The following is a 2,676-nucleotide window of genomic DNA, read 5'->3' on the forward strand; positions in this document are numbered from 1 at the left end:
CCAAAAAGCCACCGGACCCAGAGGCTGGATCACACACTGTGATCCCAAGCAGACGAGCCGCGCGGTCCGCTGCGTCGGCCCCACCGTCGACAGCTTCGTTCAACAGCGGGTCCAGTGTTGTATCAAGCAGGGCAGACACAAGCCGCGGTGGAGTGTAGTAGGAGCCCGTGGTCTTGCGCTCGTTCCCGGACAGTCGGACCAACTCGAAGGTCCGGCTTTCAGTATCAATACGCGGGATAAGTTCCAACAGCGACTCGTAGACCGAGCCCAGTTCCTCGGCGCCGAGGTGCCGATAGTCGACCGGTTGGAGCCTCTCGGTTCTGCCGACGACCCAGCTCAACTTGCGTATGGCCGCGAGGTAGTCACGATTCGCCAGTTCCGCGCCGAGCAGCAGATCCGGATTCGGCTGGCTGTCAACCTGGGCAGCGCGGCTGTCCGGGTCAAACAGCCCGCCCAATGCGGGCAGCCCGACGGCATCCAGTCCGTTCCCACCGAGAGCGTTGAAGACGATCTTCTGCGTCCGCCATAAGTCGGGATGCGGGCCTCCGTCGCGGTTGCGCACCATCTTGCGAAGTCGTTGGGTAGAAAAGTAGGTCGCGTATCGCTCTTGAGCAGCCGTGGACGCGTCCGGCGAAAGCAGCGCTCCCCGATCCTCCACGACGAAACAGAACAGGAGCCGATAAGCGGTGCGCAAGAGTGCCTTGTGGAACTCTCGCTGGCTCAGCTCTCCACTGTGCAGTGCATCCACCAACCAGCCGTTATCCGGATGACGGAGGAAACCAGTACCCAGATGCATCAACGCCTTCTCGACCCCCAGCCCGAGTTTGTCGAGCGCCCGGGCGCCTGCGTCAATAGACTCACTCCGCCACGATTCGAGCCAACAGTCCGCCTGCGACGCATCCGGACCACCACGTTTAGCTAATCGAGACTGGTGCGCGAGTTGCCACAGAACTTGAAACTCGGGGTAGAGATCGGAGTCGAAAATGGTGTCAAGGTCGAATTCGATGTATGCAGATCCGGCAAGTGCCGTGGAGTCGCGCAGCAGACGCAGTTTGAGCCCGTTGCTCAATATCGCCCACAGGTGCTCCTCCTCCCTATTGAGGAACTCCTGCACCATAGCCTGGGGAGCTCGGGAAGCTCCCTCCACCCCGGGGTTACGGCGGTCCAGGTCCACTCCAGGACCCATCAGGTGAATGGGTACCGCTTCCCATCGATGAGAAATGGGGTACGCCGCGTCACCTACGTGGAAGCCGCCATTAGTTACCGGGACCTGCCCATAACCGAACTCCCGAAGCATCACCAGCAACCACTTCTGGCGAGCATCACCAGTACCCGGACCTCTGCCGTCTGGGCGCTTTTTGGCGTCGAGTTCACGCCAGGCTTGCCACGCGGATTTCAGATACATCCAGGAGCGGGAGGCCGCGTCGCGTACCGTCTCCGTTCCGATGAGGTGATACGTAGCGGGCTGGAGGCTCTTGGGGTCGCTCACTTGCCCGGATTGGACGCGCCCCAGAAGGGACGGCGGTACAACGCCGCCGACGACGGAGATCGCTTGGAATGCTGTGCTCATGACGCCGCTCCCATCGGAGTGTAAACGTAAACGCCGAGGATGTCGGCAGGCAGGTTAGGTTCTACGGCAAGGCCTCGGATCCCGAGCTGTCCCGCACGGTCCCCTCGGGCCGAGATTCGTACCTCACGGTGCGCGTCACGTATTTCCTCGGCGACGGTAGTCGCCTTCTGATTTAGAGCGTCTTGGAGCAGGGGAATTGCCTTCAAGATATTGTCCATCTTTTCAGTGACATCGCCGACGTTGCCTCCGGGTCTGGACGCTAGAAGTGTCTCTACCGCTGCCTCGTCCAACCACACAGGATTTGTCGGGCTTCCCTGGAACGCGAGGACACGCGCTTCCTCTGCCATATCGGTCCGATCACCAAGCCGGGCGGGGAGGACCAACTTAGTTCGGAAGCGTATCAAGAGCGCCACGGTGAGAGCGTCGACGTCGTTGGTTCGAATGAAACCACAGCGGCGGGCGGGGCGCTCTTTACCGTCGAGCTGCTCGTCAAGGGCGGAGTTGAGCACATACTGGGCTGCCGCTGTGACCATCGGGTCGGTCCGGACCAGCACCGCTGTGTTGTGCGGCGCCGGAAAATCACGGACGAACTGCACGGATGACCGGCCGCCAAGAGCGTTACGGATGCCCGGTGCAGCCGTGGCTAGCTCTGCGACCAATCCGACCGGCGTCGCCTGAGTGTGGGCTCCGGTTTCTTCCAGTGCAGCAAGAATGAAGTTCTCCACATCCGCCGGGTCGCCAAGGCTGCGCCTGGCGGCGTCGACCACCTTCTGCACTTCCTCGGGCCGCACGGCATTCTGGGCAAAGCGTGACCGACTGGCGCGTTCCTGTTCTGCACTGCTGCGCCACTCGGTTTCCAGTTGCTCGGCCTCCGTGGTGAGAGAAAACAGCTCCATCTGGTCCCCCTGCTTGCCACGCATCAGAATGCCCTCCAGCAAAGCAGCCAGAACCTGATCGCTTTTCGGCGGTACAGGCACGCTGATACCCAAGTCCCTCCGGATGCTCTCATGCTTTCGCAACAGAACGTCGAGAACAATTCCATCAATCCCGTTGTCATCTCCGTAGATGGTCACGGCTCGGACGGTGTCCGAAGTCTGACCGAATCG

The 2,676-nt window shown here is 61.3% G+C and carries 2 pseudogenes; both read right to left on the reverse strand.

Annotated features, from left to right (window positions below):
- Nucleotides 1-1,570, reverse strand: a pseudogene (locus Y708_RS29575) (restriction endonuclease); the annotation flags it as partial.
- A pseudogene (locus tag Y708_RS30775) lies at nt 1,567-2,676 on the reverse strand (helicase); the annotation flags it as partial. The pseudogenes Y708_RS29575 and Y708_RS30775, both read right to left, overlap by 4 nt.

Source organism: Arthrobacter sp. H5 (assembly GCF_000520595.1).
Taxonomy (GTDB): Bacteria; Actinomycetota; Actinomycetes; order Actinomycetales; family Micrococcaceae; genus Arthrobacter_D.